The 20,317-nt window shown below is 23.8% G+C and carries 14 protein-coding genes and 1 pseudogene; all 15 read right to left on the bottom strand.

Annotated features, from left to right (window positions below):
* Positions 1-813, bottom strand: coding sequence for a vitamin B12 dependent-methionine synthase activation domain-containing protein (locus BINT_RS07230; RefSeq protein WP_014487910.1), 813 nt, complete (start codon positions 811-813; stop codon positions 1-3).
* 20 nt (positions 814-833) lie between these two features.
* Positions 834-3,458 carry a homocysteine S-methyltransferase family protein gene (locus tag BINT_RS07225; protein ID WP_014487909.1) on the bottom strand — a complete coding sequence of 875 codons (2,625 nt, stop codon included), beginning with the start codon at positions 3,456-3,458 and terminating at the stop codon, positions 834-836.
* A gap of 370 nt (positions 3,459-3,828) precedes the next feature.
* Positions 3,829-4,916, bottom strand: a pseudogene (locus BINT_RS14435) (glycosyltransferase family 2 protein).
* A gap of 569 nt (positions 4,917-5,485) precedes the next feature.
* Positions 5,486-6,001: a hypothetical protein gene (locus tag BINT_RS07215; protein WP_014487906.1), complete on the bottom strand. Its 516-nt coding sequence runs from the start codon at positions 5,999-6,001 to the stop codon at positions 5,486-5,488.
* The gene (locus BINT_RS07210; protein ID WP_014487905.1) at positions 5,995-6,570 is read right to left on the bottom strand and encodes an acyltransferase family protein; all 576 of its coding nucleotides are present in this window, start codon (positions 6,568-6,570) and stop codon (positions 5,995-5,997) included. Before BINT_RS07210 ends, BINT_RS07215 begins: the two co-directional genes overlap by 7 nt.
* A gap of 70 nt (positions 6,571-6,640) precedes the next feature.
* A complete protein-coding gene (locus BINT_RS07205) occupies positions 6,641-8,950 on the bottom strand; it encodes a polysaccharide pyruvyl transferase family protein (RefSeq protein WP_083818247.1) in 2,310 nt (769 codons plus the stop codon).
* A 132-nt stretch (positions 8,951-9,082) separates the two neighbouring features.
* A complete protein-coding gene (locus BINT_RS07200; RefSeq protein WP_083818246.1) occupies positions 9,083-11,434 on the bottom strand; it encodes a polysaccharide pyruvyl transferase family protein in 2,352 nt (783 codons plus the stop codon).
* A 329-nt stretch (positions 11,435-11,763) separates the two neighbouring features.
* On the bottom strand, positions 11,764-12,981 hold the full coding sequence (locus tag BINT_RS07195; RefSeq protein WP_041177329.1) for a radical SAM protein: 1,218 nt from the start codon (positions 12,979-12,981) through the stop codon (positions 11,764-11,766).
* A 64-nt stretch (positions 12,982-13,045) separates the two neighbouring features.
* Positions 13,046-14,149: a polysaccharide pyruvyl transferase family protein gene (locus BINT_RS15120; RefSeq protein ID WP_234944371.1), complete on the bottom strand. Its 1,104-nt coding sequence runs from the start codon at positions 14,147-14,149 to the stop codon at positions 13,046-13,048.
* A gap of 2 nt (positions 14,150-14,151) precedes the next feature.
* Positions 14,152-14,487, bottom strand: a complete 336-nt coding sequence (locus BINT_RS07185) for a hypothetical protein (RefSeq protein ID WP_014487900.1) — start codon at positions 14,485-14,487, stop codon at positions 14,152-14,154.
* 15 nt (positions 14,488-14,502) lie between these two features.
* Positions 14,503-15,738: a glycosyltransferase family 2 protein gene (locus tag BINT_RS14425; RefSeq protein WP_014487899.1), complete on the bottom strand. Its 1,236-nt coding sequence runs from the start codon at positions 15,736-15,738 to the stop codon at positions 14,503-14,505.
* A 17-nt stretch (positions 15,739-15,755) separates the two neighbouring features.
* A complete protein-coding gene (locus BINT_RS14420) occupies positions 15,756-17,132 on the bottom strand; it encodes a glycosyltransferase family 2 protein (RefSeq protein WP_049783498.1) in 1,377 nt (458 codons plus the stop codon).
* A 2-nt stretch (positions 17,133-17,134) separates the two neighbouring features.
* The gene (locus tag BINT_RS07170) at positions 17,135-18,163 is read right to left on the bottom strand and encodes a glycosyltransferase family 2 protein (protein ID WP_014487897.1); all 1,029 of its coding nucleotides are present in this window, start codon (positions 18,161-18,163) and stop codon (positions 17,135-17,137) included.
* Entirely contained in the window at positions 18,160-19,185 is a 1,026-nt protein-coding gene (locus BINT_RS07165; RefSeq protein ID WP_014487896.1) for an NAD-dependent epimerase/dehydratase family protein, read from the bottom strand. Before BINT_RS07165 ends, BINT_RS07170 begins: the two co-directional genes overlap by 4 nt.
* Positions 19,186-19,235: 50 nt before the next feature.
* Entirely contained in the window at positions 19,236-20,315 is a 1,080-nt protein-coding gene (locus BINT_RS07160) for an FkbM family methyltransferase (protein ID WP_014487895.1), read from the bottom strand.
* Positions 20,316-20,317: the final 2 nt, after the last annotated feature.

The following is a 20,317-nucleotide window of genomic DNA, read 5'->3' as shown; positions in this document are numbered from 1 at the left end:
TTAATTAGCAAAATAATAAGAATCTTCACAAAATGAGATTATAGCACAGGTGCTAATTTCTGGATCCATCATATAGCTTTCTGTAAGTGTAACATTAAATTCTTCTGGTTTTAATTGATTAAATATTATCCTGTTACCATACATATTGGTAAGTGCCTTATAACCAAAAGAATATCTGCATCCTACATGTTTTCTTTTGCCGTTATTTTTTAAGTTAAGTAAATTATCCATATGGCTTTGAAGTATATCAACATAGTTTTCTATAATATTTGTTCCCAATGCATTATAGAAATAATACTCTTTATATTCATCATTATCATATAAGCCTTTTAAAAACTTATGAAACTTTTCTCCAAGGCTTACAAAAGTAAAACCTATAGTATCTTCTTCTTTATCAAAAAAATCTACTATAGAATTATAAGGCTCATTTTCCATACGTTCTAATGGAATTTCTATTTTTTCATCTTTTAATTCATTAGTATTAAAATCAACATTATATATATATAATTTATCATTCTCTGTAAATGTTTTATAAAAACCATAAATCATTACAGGTTCAATTAAATTGTTTTCTATAATATTACTTTTCATTTCTTCGTATTTAGGTTCCACTTTTGTTTTAATCATTTCATTGTATTTTTCCATATCCTGATTTTTAGCAGAATATCCAAAACCTGCTCTGAAAAGTCTAACTTTGTTAATCATATCAAAAGCTTCTTTTTCTATTTCTTTATTAAACTCAAAAACTTTTCTTCCATAAAATGGAGGTTTATTTATATAATGTTCATGATTTTTATGATTTATTTCTGGCATTGCTAGATTAGTATCCTTTTTTAATTATTATTTTCTTTATCTCTGTCAGCTATTATCTCTTTTATTGCTAATATATCATCAAAGCCGTCTTTACAGTAGAATATTTTAGCCGTATCTCCATAAACTTTTTTACAATCATTTTCTACAAACTCTTTTGTAAGTGCAGCTCCTCCTAATATAATAGGTATTCTCAATCCTTTTTCTCTTATATAAGCAAGATTATCTTTCATCACCTCAGTAGATTTTACTAAAAGACCAGACATTCCTATACAATCTGCATTATGTTCATGATATGCTTCTAAAAATTTTTCTATAGGAACTTTAGTACCAATATTAACAGTTTCAAATCCATTATTTTTTATGATTATTTCAACTAAATTTTTACCAACATCATGCACGTCTCCTGCCACAGTACCAAGTATTATTTTAGCTGTTTTTTCTTGTTTCTTCTTCTCTAAAAATTCGGATAAGAAGTCAACGCTCTTTTTCATTACTTCGGCAGAACCTAAAACGAAAGGAAGCTGTATAGTTCCTTCTCCAAATTTCACACCGATATCAGCCATTGTTGGAAGAAGTATTTCATCAATTATAGCTTGGGCAAATTTCTTTTCTCCGCCAAACTCTTCGCTATTTTCTTTTACCTCATTGAGTAAGTTTTGCATATCTTTCCATTCACCATCAAGCATAGCATCTCTTATAGCTTCCCTTATAGGCTTTTTTATATTTTCTTCATTACCAGCTAATTCTTTCTTTTCTTTTTTATCAGAGAAATGATTTATATAATTTATTAAAGGTTCTTTGGTATTGCTTTTATTGTAAATCAATTCTCTTGCCAATTCTATTTCTTTTTCATCTATCTTTGAAAGAGGAAGTATTTGAGCAACATTAACGATAGCAGTAGTAAGTCCATGATTAATAGCTTCATATAAAAATACTGAATTCATTATCTTTCTTGCTTCTTCTTTAAGTCCGAAAGATATATTTGATACTCCCAAACTTATAGAACATTCAGGATATTTTTTTGATAATTCTTTTATAGCATTTAAAGTTTCAACTCCTGCCAAAAAGCTTTTCTCATCACCGCTTGCAAGTGTAAATGTAAGTGGGTCAAATATTATATCATGAGGCAGTATCTTATGAACATTAACAGCACGGTCGTACATTCTCTCAGCCATTTTTAATTTATCTTCGCAAGTAAATGCCATTGATTTTTCATCTATTGTAAGAAGCATAATAGATGCACCATATCTTTTTGCTAATGAACATATAGCATCAAATTTTTCTTCACCCTGTTCCATATTAGCAGAATTTATTATTGGTTTTCCACCATACACTTTTAAAGCAGCTTCTATAACATTAGGTTTTATTGCATCAATAACTAATGGCAAAGAAATTTGTTTAACATAAGCTGAAATAATTTTTGTAATATCTTCTACTTCATCACGTCCAGCCCAAGCTGCATTAACATCTATTGCATGGCTTCCTGCTTTTACCTGTTTTATACCTACATCAAGCATACCGTCCATATCGCCTGCAATCATAAGTTCTCTAAATATTTTACTTCCTGTGGCATTACTTCTTTCACCAATCATCAAAGGAGCTGGATTTTGTTTTATACTTACCACATTAAATAAACTGGCTATATATGGTCTTTGTTTTTCTAATGCAGGATTTTTAGGTTTCATACCTTTTACTTTATCAGCCAAAGCCTTTATATGGAGTGGGGTAGTACCGCAGCATCCTCCTATAAATGCAAGTCCGTCTAATTCAAAAAACTTACTATTGATATCAGCAAATTCTTCCGGAGTCATACTATAATATGCTTTTCCGCCTCTATTTTCTGGAAGTCCTGCATTACTATGTATTGATATAGGAAGACATGATATTTCTGAAAGTTTCTTTATATGACGCATTGCCATATCTGGACCAGTACCGCAATTCATACCAATAGAAAATATATCCAAATTAGAAAGTATAGTGTATGCTGTTTCTATATCTGTACCTAAAAGCATAGTACCTTCTTTTTCTATAGTTACAGAAACCATTATTGGAATTTCTTTATTTAGTTTTTTGGCTGTATCATTTACTGCTAGTATTGCAGCTTTTAATTGCAAAACATCTTGTGCAGTTTCAAGAAGTATTATATCAACTCCTCCGTCTATTAAACCTTTAGCAGCTTCTATATAACCATTATACATTTCATCAAAACTAATTTGTCCTAAACTTGGAAGTTTTACTCCTGGTCCTAAGCTGCCAGCAATAAATACATCTCTATTTAAATCTCCTTTTGAATTAGGATTTTTTAAATATTCTTCTCTTGCATCATTAGCTATTAATGCAGCACTTTTAGCAAGTTCATAAGCTTTATCTGCAATATCATATTCACTTAAAACCCAAGGTATAGCTCCGAAACTGTTTGTTTTTATTATATTGGCATTAGCATTCAAATAATCTATATGTATTTCTTTCATTATATTTGGAGCGGTTATATTTAATATTTCATTACAACCTTCTATATTATTTCCATCTATAATCCAAAATTCTTTTTTTATTTCTTTTTTTTGAAGTTCTGTACCTGTAGCACCATCTATTATCAAATACTTTTCTTTTATAAGTTCTTTTAATTTCTCTTTAGTATTACTCATTATTTATGCTCCAATTATTTCATAAAACTGAATTTTGATTATTCTAATATAAAAATATAAATATAACAAGTTTTTTATTTCTATTAATTATCAAAAATATTATTAATAATTATAAATAAATTTTATTATTATGTTGACAAACAAGATTATTGAACTATGCTAAAAATATGAATATTAATAATCTATAAAATTATCTTATATCAATGTTAACTTATAATATTAAAAAAATATAACTTTTTAATATTTTTTAGCATAATTCTTATCAGAATTTTTATTTTATAATTATTGCATAGTTTAAATTATATTGGTATTTATACATTATTTATTAATTTTTTTAACCATATTATACATTCTTATTACTTATGACAATTTAATTAATATATAAATCTATTAAAGGCAATAAATTACGTTTATTACATATATCCATAAAAATTTCTTCAGTTATATACCCATCTCTTATATTATCTTTTATCAAGTCTTTTAATAATTGTATTTGACAATTACGTATTTCAATATCCTCATCTGTTTGCTTAGTTCTATAAAACTTCATGTCTATAAAAACATAAGTTAATCTATATAAGGTTATAATAAAATTATTCATTTCAATTTTTTTTTCTTTTAATTGAAAATTACTTGTAAAATAATCAAATATATTTTCTACAGAATACTTTCTATCATCAAAAATATATTTTTTATCAATATCATTAGTTATTGATATATATCTTCTATTATGGAAATATAAAGGAATAGGTATATATTCAAAATTATTTGCTACGCTTAATATCTTTACTATAGCAATCATATCATCAAGTTTATTATTATCAATAAATAAATCAAATTCAAATCTATCTATTAATTCTTTTCTATAAATTTTATCCCATAAAGGAGCATGCATTTTTTCTATAGATAATAAATGTAATATATTATTGCCATATAAAAATTGTGGTATATTTATATGCATATCTGTTATTTCATCATTTTCTATCCAATAATAATTAAAACAAACTATATCAACGTTATTTATAAGCATTCTAGAAACAGCTATTTCATAAGTATTTAATGCAACTGCATCATCAGGATCAGCAAAACCTATAGCATAACCTTTTGCTTCTCTTAGTGCTGTCATTCTAGCTCCGCCAGGACCTTTATTTTTTTATGTTTTATATATTTTATTCTTTTATCTTTTAAGGCATATTCTTGGCATATTAAATCATCTTCTTCATTTGGAGAGCAATCATTAACTAATATTATTTCTATTTCTTTCAAAGTTTGATTAACTAAACTATTCAAACAATTTAGTAAATATTCTTTACCTATGTTATATATAGGTACTATTATTGATATATAGGGTGGGGTAATACTATTAAAAATATTCTTATCATAATTGTATTCTTCTGAAGCAATATGATTTAATTTTATTCTTATATCTTTATTTATACTATTAATTTGTTTTTCCATATTAATAGTTCTAATATCAATATTATATGTTCTAATATCAGCATATCCTATTTTTTCTTTTATATAGTTTAAATCATTTTCTACAATATTAGGTATTCTATTATCTAAATTATTAAGTTTATTATCTAAATTATTAAGTTTATTATCTAAATTAGATATTTTACTACTCAAATCACTGATCTGTAGTAAATAATTTTTTAATGAATTTCTTAATTTTTTAAATGGAATCCACCAAACTACATTGTCAATATCTTTTTTTATATTTTCATACATTATATTTCTCCAATATTAATAAAAAAACCTATGCTGCAATTTAATACTGCAACATAGGTTGTAATTTATTAATTATTATTATAATATTATCTATCTCTTGTCTTGTCTTGTCTTGTCTTGTCTTGTCTTGTCTTGTCTTGTCTTGTCTTGTCTTGTCTTGTCATAAGAAAACCATATAAATAATATTACATTTATTCTAAATTAAATTATTATTTTGTCAAATTAATTTTAAATAGTTAGGTTGTAATTTACTATCTTTTATTATAATATTATTGTTATTAGTATATATGTACCTTTTACATATTAAGTCTGGTCTGGTCTGGTCTGGTCTGGTCTGGTCTTATGCATACATAATAAACTATTTTATCTACAATTATATTTGATAAAATACCAACTATAAAACATAATAATATTGTTATAATAATATTTAATATTGGAAATTTAACAACTCCTAAATACTCATTTTTGTACAAAAATTTATTGCAAATACCAAATACAATAAATTGCATAATGTATATACCATATATATATTTAGATATAAATGGTATTATTATTTTATCTTTATTTAAGATAATACTGAATATTCCATCTCCTTTAAGAAATAAATAAAATAATATAGTGAATAATGAAAATCCAATAGGAAAAGAAAATTTTATCTTTATTATTGATAAATATAAAATTATTAATATAAAAATAATAATTTCTAATATACCAATAATAAATGATTTTAAATTTATATTAGTATCATTATTTATCCTTACATTATAAGCAAATAATATACCAAGACCTACACCAGCAAAACCTCTTAGCATAAAAAAGTTATAAAAGAGTTAAATACTCTAGGTTCACTATACAAATATACTTTAGAAAATAAAATCATATATGAAAAAAAAGTTATCAAATATATAATATATATAGCTTTTTTTTCAAATATTTTTGATATTATAAAATAAAATATACTACTCCAAAATAATGCTCCAACATACCATGCTATTCCAACAACAACAGGAATATCATATATTATAGCTCTATTCAAAAATAATAGTTCAGGTATTACATTTATATCTGTCCAACTAGACAAAGAGAAACGAGATAATATATATGTAATAAATATAGAAAATGCAAATATAGGCCATAATCTTTGAATTTTTTTTATTATAAATGTTCTAGTATCATTTTTATTTAGTTCTTTAAATAAAAAATACCCAGATATTATAAAAAGAAATTCACACATATAACCATATGAATAACTAGTATAATTAAATAAAGTTTTATATTCTTTAAATTGTGGAATAAGGTAATGTTGTAATATATGACCATATATTATTCCAAAATTAAATATTATTTTTAAAAAATCTATATTGTTTAATCTTTTATTCATTTTTAGTCCATAATCTAATTTTAGCAATTATACTAAAAATAATATATTTTGTCAAAAATTTATATTAACTTTAGTTTAACATTTTATTTCTAAAATCATCACGCCATTTTTTTATTGGTATCCACCAAGCTATGGTATTAATTAGTTTATTAATCTTATTATTAAGATCAATAATTACTTTACTTTTAGAAATATCTATATTATTATTTTGCAAATTAGATATAGATGCCCCCATATTCATACTATCTTTTATTAAAATATTAATTAAATCATCTTTATAACTATCTTCTTTCAATACTTTTGGACTTTCTAAAGCTTCTTTAAGCCATTCTATAGAACGTTTCTTCTCTGCTTCTAACTTCTTATTGATCTCTGTATAATCCATATCTTTTAATAAATCTCTATTCTTAATATCTTCAACCGAACTAACTATCCTATCTTCCAAATTAAACATTCGCATCAAAGATAATAATCTTGAAGAACCTGAGTAAATACTAATAATAATATTCCTGTTAAAATATAATCCAAAACAAAATCCATGAAATGTATTTGTTATTAAATATTTACAATTTCTTATTTTATATATCCAATCCTCTATTGTATATTCTGGATTATCTCTATAACCATTTATCGCTGGTATAATTTCTACTTTAAGATTTAATTCTTTAGATATGTAGTTTGTAATATTTGATATTTTTTCATCAAAAGTAGAGTAATAAACAACTATATAATCATAATCTATTTTTACTTTACTATTATTTAATAATTCATCATAATTATCTAATAAAAATACTGGATCTAATACATGATCCGCTTTTACATCAAATATATTCTTACAAATTTCAACTCCATCATCTTCTCTTACAGATATTTTATCAAACTGCTCAAAATAATATTTCATTAAAGACTTTCTTTTAATACCTATATTATAATCTTGAGGAAGACAAGAAAAAGATGAAGAGAAAGATATTTTCTTCTTGTAACTAGGTACAAAATTCATTAAATGATGATATAGATTTACCCAACTTGGCAAAGCAAATACTACATCAGAACCTATAATAAATGTATCACAATATGTATTGTATTTATATAATTCTGATTCACTATAAACACTGTTACCTACATTACAATATCTTAAAGCTATCTGACATCCTAAAGTATTATCATAAAGATTATTAGCAGCTAATTTACTATAAATTAATACTGGGTTATAACCTAATTGCTCTATTAATTTATATAAAGCATAATATGTTAATACTCCACCTGCATTATTGGTAAACATCATATTCACAATACCTACATTGTATTTAGTATCTGAACAATGTTTATATAATTCTTCAATAGATTCTTTATCTAAATTATCAAAGAAATACTTTCTACTTGTAAATATTGGTGTTATCCAAGGACCAAAACCATCATGTAGAATATTTACTGCCTTATATTCACAATTACTTTTTATTTCATTAAATATTTTTGATGCTTTATCACTACTTATCTTTATTAATGATATACCCTTATCATCTTTATATTTAGCCTTTACTGACCAATAATCGCCTATAGTGATATCTCCTGGCCTATCAAATCGTCTATATTTACAATGTAAACATTCTTCTTTACAAGATGTATGATTTACAAACATCTTGTAATATAAATCATTTATTCCAAAAGATAAATATTCTTTATTTCTAGTTTTTATATATAATCCAGATGACCACTTAAATATATTTTTATCACGGAAACTTACATATTCTATATCTTCTACATTACCTACTTTCTCTCTTATATACTTCTCCCATATCTTTTGGGATACAACACTATTACATAAGAAATCCATAGTCAATAAATTATCATAGTCTCTTCCTAAATAATGATTTAGTGCTGATACCTGACAAGGTGCTCCTGTAAATAAGACTTCCTTCTTATCATTTAATAACTTCTTTAACTCTATAAATACATCACCTAAATCACTTTCTATATATTTAGAATATCTTAATTTGTCTAAATCTTTCTTATTATCTATTATGATATGTTCTACTCTAAGCCAGTCTTCGCTAAAGCTAGCTCCGCATACATAACCGCCTCTATCTAATATATAATTTGCTACTAAACTAAACATTCCACCTGATGAACTTTTCATTCTAATTTCATCAGAGGCCTTAACTTCATAAAACTCCTTTCTATGTTTTGTCTTAAAATTATCATTTAAAGAATGACATCGCTTTACACAAACTCCACAATCCGTACACTTTTCATCATCTATTAAAGGATAATGAAATCCTTCCTTAGTCTCTATCATACTTATAGCATTATGTGGACATACCTTATAACATACTGAACAACCGCTACATTCATTCCTATTTAATATCTTGATATTATTCATTAGATTTATTCCTCAAAATATATTTTTTGCACAAAAAAACCTATGCTGCAATTTTATCTTGCAACATAGGTTGTAATTTATTATTGATTATTATAATATTATTGTTATTAGTATATATGTACTCTCTACATATTAGGTCTGGTCTGGTCTGGTCTGGTCTGGTCTGGTCTGGTCTGTATTTAGCATTTTATTTCTAAAATCATCACGCCATTTTTTTATTGGTATCCACCAAGCTATGGTATTAATTAGTTTATTAATCTTATTATTAAGATCAATAATTACTTTACTTTTAGAAATATCTATATTATTATTTTGCAAATTAGATATAGATGCCCCCATATTCATACTATCTTTTATTAAAATATTGATTAGATCATCTTTATAACTATCTTCTTTTAATACTTTTGGACTTTCTAAAGCTTCTTTAAGCCATTCTATAGAACGTTTCTTCTCTGCTTCTAACTTCTTATTGATCTCTGTATAATCCATATCTTTTAATAAATCTCTATTCTTAATATCTTCAACCGAACTAACTATTCTATCTTCCAAATTAAACATTCGCATCAAAGATAATAATCTTGAAGAACCAGAATCTATTTTTATTAAAATGTTTTTATTAAAATATAATCCAAAGCAAAATCCATGATATGAATCAGTAATTAAATATTTGCAATTCTTGATAATATAAAGCCAATCTTCTAATTCATATAATGGTGTAGGTTTCCAATCTCCTGTAACAGGTAATTTTATAACATTTATATCCAATTTTTCTTCAATATAATTTATTAAATCTTGCATTGTATTATCTAAATTTCTATAATACACAAACAAATAATTACCTTCTATAGTAGAAGTCTTATTATTCAATAATTCATCATAATTATCTAATAAAAATACTGGATCTAATACATGATCCGCTTTTACATTAAATATATTCTTACAAATTTCAACTCCATCATCTTCTCTTACAGATATTTTATCAAACTGCTCAAAATAATATTTCATTAAAGACTTTCTTTTAATACCTATATTATAATCTTGAGGAAGACAAGAAAAAGATGAAGAGAAAGATATTTTCTTCTTGTAACTAGGTACAAAATTCATTAAATGATGATATAGATTTACCCAACTTGGTAAAGCAAATACTACATCAGAACCTACAATAAATGTATCACAATATTTATTATATTTATATAATTCTGATTCATTATAAACACTATTACCAACATTCAAATATCTTAGTATAGCTTTACATCCTAGAGTATTATCATATAAATTTCTAGTAGCCTGATAATTAAATATTAATATAGGATTATAACCTAATTGCTCTATTAATTTATATAAAGCATAATATGTTAATACTCCGCCAGTATTATTAGTATTAATCATATTCACAATACCTACATTGTATTTAGTATCTGAACAATGTTTATATAATTCTTCAATAGATTCTTTATCTAAATTATCAAAGAAATACTTTCTATTTGTCCATATTGGTGTTATCCAGGGTTCAAAACCATCATGTGTGATATTTACTTCTTTATATTCACAATTACTTTTTATTTTATTAAATATTTTTGATGCTTTATTACTACTTATCTTTATTAATGATATACCCTTATCATCTTTATATTTAGCCTTTACTGACCAATAATCGCCTATAGTGATATCTCCTGGCCTATCAAATCGTCTATATTTACAATGTAAACATTCTTCTTTACAAGATGTATGATTTACAAACATCTTGTAATATAAATCATTTATTCCAAAAGATAAATATTCTTTGTTATTTGTTTTAATATACAATCCTGTTGTCCATTTAAATATATTTTTATCACGGAAACTTACATATTCTATATCTGCTATATTTTCTACTTTCTCTTTTATATACTTCTCCCATATCTTTTGTGGTACTACGCTATTGCATAACAAATCTATAGTTAATAAATTATCATAGTCTCTGCCTAAATAATGATTTAATGCTGATACCTGACAAGGTGCTCCTGTAAATAATACTTCCTTCTTATCATTTAATAACTTCTTTACCTCTATAAATACATCACCTAAATCACTTTCTATATATTTAGAATATCTTAATTTGTCTAAATCTTTCTTATTATCTATTATGATATGTTCTACTCTAAGCCAGTCTTCACTAAAGCTAGCTCCGCATACATAACCACCTCTATCTAGTATATAATTTGCTACTAAACTAAACATTCCACCTGATGAACTTTTCATTCTAATTTCATCAGAGGCCTTAACTTCATAAAACTCCTTTCTATGTTTTGTCTTAAAATTATCATTTAAAGAATGGCATCGCTTTACACAAACTCCACAATCCGTACATTTTTCATCATCTATTAAAGGATAATGAAATCCTTCCTTAGTCTCTATCATACTTATAGCATTATGCGGACATACCTTATAACATACTGAACAACCGCTACATTCATTCCTATTTAATATCTTGATATTATTCATTAGATTTATTCCTCAAAATATATTTTTTGCATAAAAAAACTATACTGCATTTTATATCCTGCAAAATTAAAATAACAAAAACACACTCATTATTAATCTAATCTATATCTCCATAATCATAAACAGAAGAATAAATATTATTTATTCTTCTAGTGTTATATCCCCAACACAAATTAACTTCATAAAAGAATATATTATACACGAATTAGCTATATTACAACATATAGATTTTCTAAATGATTTTATATTACTAACATTATATTCATATAAAATAATATTAGAATTTATAAAAAATGGATGAAATTCACATGCATAAAACATCTTATGAATTATTTTAACATTTTACTTCTGAAATTATCACGCCATTTTTTTATTGGTATCCACCAAGCTAATTTATTTATATTATCTTTGTACCTATCTAATTTTAATTTATATTCACTGATTTCATTCTTCAAATATTCATCTGAGTTAATAACAGAACTATTATCATTTATATTATTATAGTTTAATTTTTTAACAATCTCTCTATGTTTTTTTATAGATACTTCCAAATTTTTATGGTATTCCACCATTTTAGGTGCTCCAAACGAAGAAGTGTAATCTATAGGAGTAATACCAAGTAAAGATTCAACCAATGCCCATAATTCACCTGCAAATTCTACTGTTTCCATAGGTATTTCTATATCTCCGTATGGAAAATCTGGACATATCATAATATTATTAGGACGTAATGCCATCATAGCAAGCAAAAAACTCCATAAACTATCTTCATTTCTATTCTCTTCACAAATGATATATTTTAACCATAAACCTTTAGTACCACTATTTCTATATTTAATTAAATTAGAAATAACCCTAGAAAAAGTGTCAACACCTCTTAATTTTTTATACAAGGAAGGTATACCTGTATCAACAGAAGTAGTTAATATTATTTTATTTTCTCTTAATCCTCTAAAAATACTCTCACTATATTTAACACAATTTGAATAAACAACTATTGTACCAAAATTAATACTTAAAAGATAATTTATTATTTCATCAAAATTATCAAGCATTGATGGTTCGCCACCACTAAAATCTACCCAATTACCACCTCTAATTTTACCTTTTTCAGCAAAAATTTTAAAATAATCTAATATATTATATTGAGGCTTTACAAAAAAATTTTGTTTTGTAAAGGTGCAGTATTTACAACGTTGATTACATGCCGTATAATGCTGTATATTAAATCCAGCTGGCAAATGAGCACCGCCTAAAAAATCAAAATTAACATCTGAAAACTTTTTATCTACTAAATTAGAACAATATTTACAATTATCAGAACTATGGTCATTTTCATCATTTATAGAATAGAATAAATCTTTTCTTCTCTGAACTATTAAATCATATGTTAAATTATTTGACTTTATTTCATCTACATTAATCAACACAGGAGATTTTTGTATTCCATGTACACAACAAAATATGCCGTCATGTTGAAAACATGACCCCATTTCTAAATATGGACAACTTTTAACTATATCATCTGGTTTAAATTCTTTTAACATATAAAACATCCTTTTATAAAAATAAATAATTAATTAAATAAAATATTTTTTTGCACAAAAAAACCTATGCTGCAATTTTATCTTGCAACATAGGTTGTAATTTATTATTGATTATTATAATATTATTGTTATTAGTATATATGTACTCTCTACATATTAGGTCTGGTCTGGTCTGGTCTGGTCTGGTCTGGTCTGTATTTAACATTTTATTTCTAAAATCATCACGCCATTTTTTTACTGGTATCCACCAAGCTAATTTATTTATATTATCTTTATATTTTAATATTTGAGAATTATTATTTAATTTATCATTTAAAGTATTAATATTACTTTTTAGTATATTGCATTTATAATTTAACATATGTATTATATTTTCTTTTATAGTTATATCATCCTGAAATTTAATAGAAGGTTGTTTTATATAATCAAAATTATTTTCTTGCTTCTCAATTCCAAACTTTTTTAGCCAATTAATAAAATTATCATATAATTTGTTATATTCTATATTCATAGGTCCAAGATCAATATAATCATATAACCATTTAGCATCTATTAAAGGTCTTTTAAGAATATGTGGCATATAAGGAATTTTAAATAATTCACACATTTCAGCAGCTCTAGAATCTGGATTAATAACTATCGATGGTATCCCTGAATTTAGTGCTACTATAGCTCCATGCATTCTCCAACCTAAATACATAGTAAAATTATTTAAATAATTTTCCCAATCTTCCATACTAGAAAATGAGACATATTTTTTATTAGATAATGCCATATAATCTATATCATAATGAAAACTATAACTCAATTGATGATTTTTAAAATATAATAATTCAATAATAGGTAATTCATCTTGCAATATATAGGATATATTTTCTATATTTGTATTAAATAACCTTCCACCTAATGCCAATTTAAAATCATCATAATTTTTTTTTTCAACTATCCTATTCCTACCTCTAACATAATAACTCGGACATCCAACAGCTTCTACATTATGAATACCTAACTTATTTAAAACTTCTACAGTACGATATCCTCTTACTCCAATTGCATTTGTTAAATTAGAAAGCTCTTTGAGAAAATATATTTTTTCTCTACTTAATTTTGATATAAAATTATTATCATATTCACCATTAACATAATTATTTGAACCTAAACTAAGAATTATTATTGGTTTGTTGATTTTTTTAAAAAATCTAATAAATATATAGGAAATTCTAAAGCATAAGCTCTAATATGATCCTGTAAAATAAATATTACATGAGTACACTCATTATTAATATAATCAATATCACTTTCATTATTATAATCATAATCATAAATATCATTTATTCTTTTAGCATCATATACTCCTCCACATACTAATTTCATAAAAGCATAAGTAATATATGAATTACCAATATTATGATATACTGCTTTTCTAAAAGCTTCAATATTTCTTATATCATCATTATTAATAACAAGATTTGCATTAATGAAAAATGGATTAAAAATTTTATTCATAAATTTAAATATCTCCTAATAAAAAACTGCTTGTAATTTATCCATTATTATTATATTATTCAAATAAACATAATTCCTATCTCTGGTCTGGTCTGGTCTGGTCTGGTCTGGTCTGGTCTGGTCTGGATTTAACATTTTATTTCTAAAATCATCACGCCACTTTCTTATAGGTATCCACCAAACTATAATATTAATTATATTTTTTAATATATTAGTAAAATTATTACTATATTTTATTAAATTCTTTTCAATTTTAACCATATTATTATTTATATTGTTTATTTCAAGCTCAATTTTGGATATTCTATCATTAAATATTTTAAAGTCAATATTTTCTTGTTGCTTATTAATTAAAATATTATTAACTAAAAGTTTTTTCATAGTTTCAGATGAATGTTTTTCCCATAACTCAATATAATCATCAGTATTATTTTTTAATCTTTCCATAGCTGCTTTGGACATTCCCATTCCTATATTTGATAACCTCATTCTATATGTTTCATATTGATTTCTATTTATTAATAATTGCTCTAATTGATAATATAATATAGAATAATCTACAACTCTAGATAATGCACTATATATATTTTTAGATCTAGATACACTTAATTCATTTTTACAATAATTATATATTGGTTTATCACCGTGTATATATGATTTTACATTATAATAAATAAAAGCAAACCATAAGAAGTCTTCTCCATTAGATATTTTTATATTTTTAGGAACTTCCAATAAGGATTTTTTTATAGTTTCTTTCTTAAAAATAGAAATAGATAAACTATGTATTTCACTTTTAGAAAATAGATTTTTATATAAATCATAATTATTCAAAATATATACCATACTATTTTTTGGACAAGGCCAATTATTTTCATTATATACAAAAATACCTGTTGCCATATCATAATTATCTTGTTGTATTAAATTTAATAAATATTCAAAAGCATAAGATTCATGAAAATCATCAGCATCACAAAACCCAATATAATCACCTATTGCAGTTTCCATACCAATTCTTCTTGTTTCGAATGTTTTTTTATTCTCTTCATTTTTTAATAATATAATATTATTATATTTTTTTTGAAATTCTTCAATAATTTTACAACTATTATCAGTAGAACAATCATCGATAACAATTATTTCTAAATTCTTATAAGTCTGATTAATTAAAGATTTCAAACAACGAGATATATACCTTTCAGAATTAAAAGATGGTACAATAACAGAAATTTTTATATTATTATTCATAACAAATCCTAACAATATCAATATGTTTCATTTTTTATTTTCTTAATTTTTGTTGTATTAGTTTTAGTTATAGGTTCTCCTTTAGAAATATTAGAATTAGGAATAAATTCCATAATATTATCATACGAAGATATTTGATCTTCTTTAGATTTATCTAAAGTATAATACACTTCTATCTTACCATTTTTTAATATATCATTACTTGCATAGGCATACAACTTTGGAATTTCTGAATGATATTTATTTTTTAACTTTATTTTTAAATTAAAAAATAAAATCCAAATTCTTAACCAATTTTTATCTTTTATAAACCCAAATAAAGCAGAATCCATTTTATAAAAACCTATTCTTAATATAGCACAATAAATATAACTTCTACGGACATATTCAAATATAAAAGGTGATAGTGTAAATCTAGCTTTAGAAGGTACTAAAACTACATATAGATACTTATATATTTTATAATGAATATTTTTAATATTATATTTTTTAAAGAATTCTTTTAATTTTTTTACTTTTTCTTTAGTATAATGAGATAAACCAAATGTTTTAAATATTCTATCTCTAATAAATGAATCAGCAATTTTCAAAGGTATATAATTTTTCCAAAAATCTTCATATTTAGGATATAATGATGTGTATCTTTTTACTATATTATCAGAAAACTCTATAGCTCTGCAATAATCATTATATAAAGAATCAATATTTGAAGTTTCTCTTACAGCTTTATGCAGTCTATAACAACCTACAAATTCATGTAAAAAATATATATCACCTAAACTAGGAGCATAAAATCTCATAGCTAAATCACCACTTTCTTTAAATGTACTAAACAATTCATTATTTTCTATACATTCTCTGCTTGTTAGAAAAAATAATGCTATTATTTCAGGATATTTATTTGGCATAGTTACGGTTGACTGATTAATTAAATAATCTATTCCTGATATTAATTTATCATCATTATATGGAATAGTTAAATATTTATTAATATCTTCAAAATACATTAATACATAGCCTGTTACTAATACAACATTTTTATTATTTTCCATAACATCAACAGCATTAGTTATAAAAGTAGGACTTATCAAATAATCATCATCACAAAGAAAAAATATATATTTGCCTTTAGAAACTTCTTTATAAGCTCTATATCCATTAGCATGTGCACCTATATTTTTTTCTCTTTTTATATAAATTATATTTTTATATTTCTCAGTATATTTTTTTATTAATTCATCTGTACCATCTGTAGAAGCATTATTTGCAACTATTATTTCTAAATTTTTATAATCTTGATTTAAAGCACTATCTATAGCTTCCTTAAGCATTTTTTCTCTATTATATGTTGCTATTACAATAGAAACCAATGGCATATTAGAATTATTCATCATAATTATTTCCTTTTAATATTTATACTTATACCCAAAAAATATATTTTTATAATTTTTTCATATACCTCTATACCTAATAAAACCAACTTAAATGGAATTGTAAAACTTAATGAACCAAATATTTGGGATTTTATTCTAGGATATTTACTAATTATATCTTTTTTTTTCATAATTGAAAAAGCTTTTCTTTTACCAATTATTTTGCAAAGCTGTGCGGTATGCCAAATTAGTACATTAGAAAATATTTTTTCAATTTTTACATCTATTTCATTTATATGATTAGGGTGCAATTCTTTAGCTTTATTTTTTAAATCATTTATTAATTCATACATATAATCTACATTTGATATAGTATCTATATTATATTTATCTTGTCCTAAATTATGTTCAACATAACATCCTATAATCTCATCAGATAAAAAATATACATCTCCATATAGAAATAAATATAGCCATAACCAAGTATCTGCTGAAGGTAAAAATTTTTTAAATATTCCTGTTTTATCAGCAGTAGATTTTCTAAACATAGCAAAAAATGATGTTATATTATCATATCCTTCATGATTTGCATAATTTAATAGGTAATCAATACCTTTTATATATTTTGTAGAATTATATGTATCTATAAAAATATTATTATTTTTTTCATTAAAACATTTTACTATTCCTCTAACAATAACAACATTTTCATTTTCTTCCATAGCTTTTACTGCATTTTCAAAAAATGTATTACTTACAAAATAATCATCATCACATAAAACAATAGCATATTTACCTTTTAAATGAGTATATGCTTCAGAGCCATTATATAAAGGTCCTATATTTTTTTCTCTTCTGCTATAAATAATTCTATTATCATTATTTAAATATTCTAGTATAAATTCTTTTGTACCGTCTGTTGATGCATTATCTGTAATATATATTTCTATATTTTTATATGTCTGCTTTAACACACTATCTAAAGCTCTTTTTAATAAATCTTTTCTATTATATGTGGGTATTAATACAGAAACTAATGGAGATATATTCATTTTGTTGCTCCAATAGATAAATTCCATTCCATAGTTCTATTTATTGATTCATCTAAAGTATAATTTTCTTTCACTTTTAGTTCTTCAATAATTTTAGAATTATCTGGTATATATTTAGGAGTAGGGTAGTTATAATTAGGTTTTGTTAATATTTCAATATTACCTGTATAATTAATACCTAAATTAGAAACCTTCTTTGCTAAATCATATATAGATATTTCATAAGAAGAACCAACATTATATACACTTCTATTTTCTGAATTTAATAAAATTGTAAAAAGCCATATTACTAAATCAGCAGTATATAAATAGCTTCTTAAAGGTCTGCCATCACCTTTTATTATTATATTTTTATTTTGAATGACATCTCTAATAAAATTACCAATAGCAAAATGTATATTTAAATTTAAGTATGGACCAACAAATGCAAAACATCTAGCTATACTTACATTTATATTTGAAGTTAAAAACAATTCTTCTGATATTTTTTTTGCCTTTCCATAATATGTAATTGGATTTCCATAATAATTTTCTTTAAATGACTTTATTGATTCATATTGTTCACCATAAATCGCTCCAGAACTAGTAAACAATAATTTTTTAACATTCATTTTATTTGCAATATTAATAATATTTTTAGTACCATCTAATATTATAGAATACATCTCTAATGGATTTTCTTTTTCTAATTTATCAGAAGCAGGAGTGGCTGCATGTATGATATAGTCATATTCTTTATCGCAATTAAAATTTCTAATATCTCCATTTATAAAATGTATAAAATCTTTATTATATTGAAGATTATTAAATAAAAAATTATATTTATCTCTAGTTAATATAGTAATATCAAAATTATAATATTTTCTAGCATATAATAAAAAATTTAGTATAGATTTTCCAAATAATCCGGTACCTCCCGTAATTAAGATATTTGAATTATCTAATTTACTCAAATTAGTTAAAATTTTTAATTGATTAAAAATAAATTTTATATCTTCTAGTATTATTATATTATTAATCATTAATGACCTTTTATCTTCGTAAATTAAAGATATTATATTCTTTAAAACATTTATTTTTTATCTTCTGATATAGCATATAAAACTGTTTCAAAACAGTGACTAAAATGAACACGTAAATAAAGAGAATAATTTTCAAAATTTTCATTAAACCATAACGGTATATCATACAAATCAGCAGGTAAATGATATAAAGATATTGCTAAATTAGGCTTATCTTTAATAATTGTATTTTTTAATCCATTTAAAGCTTTAAATTCTAATCCTTCTATATCCATTTTTATATAATTAGGGTTAAATCCATATATTATATCATCAATACTTATAATAGGAACATTAACTTCACCATTATCAGAAAAAAATGAACCATCAGATGGAGCATAATTAAAAGATGCTAATTCTATTGTATCAGATACTCCAACTGGTAATAGAAATATCTCTTCTATGTTATATTTTTTCTGCAACTTTTTCATATTTATAGATAATTCTTTATAATTTTTTATATCTGGTTCAAATGCTAATACCTTATTAAGTTTTATACCATTATCTAAAATATTAATTAATGTATCACCAATATATGCACCTAAATCTATAAAATTGATATTGTCTTTTTGTAGAGGAATATCTTCTGGGAAATATTGTATATTATTGTAATCTGGTTTCTCTAATATTTTATAACTTTCACCCAATCTATGTTTCATTTGAGAATCAAATATAATTTTACTTTTTTCATCACAAAATACTTCTCTAGCTTTGTTTATTCTTTCCATATCTTTTTCAAAAAACATAGGAGGTGCTAACCAATAATAGTTACTTTTAGAAAAATATTCATAATAATTTTGGAACATTTCTTCAAAAGTTATGATATTATCAAAATCATATTTATTTAATAAAGAAACAATGTCATATATATTACATTCTTTTGGATATGAAAATATTCCTATAATAACAGTATCTATATTATATTTTCTAGCTTCATCTAAAGAAACAATATTAATATTTTCAATTTTATTGCCGCTTTTATTTTTATCTATAAAACAAACAATTTTATTTCCTATTTTTGATACAACTGAATATAATTCTTTCCCTATTCCTCCTGCACCATATATAGCAATATTACCTTTTAATTTCATAA

Source organism: Brachyspira intermedia PWS/A, from assembly GCF_000223215.1.
Classification (GTDB): domain Bacteria; phylum Spirochaetota; class Brachyspiria; order Brachyspirales; family Brachyspiraceae; genus Brachyspira; species Brachyspira intermedia.
The sequence above is the reverse complement of the archived record's forward strand: the minus strand, read 5'-3'. Positions and strand labels throughout refer to the sequence as shown.